Consider the following 1461-nt stretch of genomic DNA (forward strand, 5'->3'; position numbering starts at 1 on the left):
TTAAGTAAGTGGGCTTAATTAAATATAAAACCCTAAAACCTGCGGCGCACGCGCAGCGTGCGCCGCAGGTTTTAGATCTAAATTTTAATTAAGCCCAGCTACTTAGATTGTTAAACTTGTGGTTTGGCTGTTACAGCAATTATCGATCAAACCCAAACTAGAGAAATTTTTGAAAGCGTTGCTTAGCAACGCTTTCAAAAATTTCCCTGTATTTCGTTTGATTGATGATTTTAGCTATCTAAACTAAGCTAGCAGATGCATCAATTTTAGCTTCAGGTTCTCTATCTTTAAAGAATTCTAAACGACCATAAAGAGACTCACTAAAGAGAATCGCTAAAAAGACAATACCTTGGAAAAGCAAAACCGTGGCATCGGGCAGTCCAAAGGTTCGCTGAAGGGCACTACCACTAGCCAAAATACCGCCCATTAAAACAGCAACCAGTACAGCCACTAAGGGATTTTGCCTCGCAATAAAGGCAACCAGAATACCACTGTAGCCATAATCAGAATTTAAAGAGGCATTAGCGCTACCATGAATGGCAGCAATCTCTACCATTCCTGCGAGACCAGCACAGGAACCACCCAGAAAACTGACAATGAGGGTGAGTTTTCCGACGGGTAAACCAGCAATTTTAGCAGCACGGATATTCCCACCGACGGTACGAACCGCGAAACCAAAAGTTGTGCGATGAATCAGGAAATAGGCGATCGCACAGGCTACCAATCCATAGATCAATCCATAGTGCACCCGCGAGTTAGGAATGCTTTGCAGCATATTTACCGCCGCAAGGGGAAAACTCGAAGGCTTATTCAAACTAGAAGGATCGCGCATGGGCCCTTCAACTAGGGTGTTGAGCAAGGCGATCGCAATATAGTTCATTAGCAAACTACTGATAGTTTCATTTACGCCTCGGTAGTACTTGATCGCCCCAACAAAAGCAATCCATAAGCCACCAGCGATAATGCCAGCCATTGCCATCGTAATCTGAACCATCAATGGGGGCAAGGATCCTAAAGACAACCCAATCGCAATTGCCCCTAAGCCACCAACAATCAAGGCTCCTTCGTTACCAATTATTGTCAACCCCAACATTGCAGGTAATGCTGTACATAGGGAGGTCAGCATTAACGGTGCTGCTCTGATCAGAGTCCCCTGCCATGAAAAGCTATTGCCAAAGGCAGACTTGTAGATCGTGCCATAAATCTCGATCGGATTCTTTCCTTGGAATGCACAAAATATACCGAAAACAATTAAAGAGGCAATTATCGCCCCAATCGGAATGAGAATCGTCTCTGATTTAGAACGCCAGCGATCGAGTATATTCATATACTTGGTTCTCAAATAAATAATTTGTCCATAAACTTTTAAAAAAGCTTTCTTAGTAAGTCTTTCTTAAATAATTAGGCATAAGTAAACTTAAAACCTAGCAGGGCGTAACGCCCGCTTAGCGGGCGTTACGC

General features: G+C 43.3%; 1 protein-coding gene. It reads right to left on the minus strand.

The annotated features are described in order from the left end of the window. Positions 1-238: 238 nt before the first annotated feature. A complete protein-coding gene (locus tag AC805_RS08690) occupies positions 239-1327 on the minus strand; it encodes an ABC transporter permease (protein WP_055075061.1) in 1089 nt (362 codons plus the stop codon). Between the last annotated feature and the right edge of the window lie 134 nt (positions 1328-1461).

It is taken from the genome of Pseudanabaena sp. 'Roaring Creek', assembly GCF_001402795.1.
Lineage (GTDB): Bacteria > Cyanobacteriota > Cyanobacteriia > Pseudanabaenales > Pseudanabaenaceae > Pseudanabaena.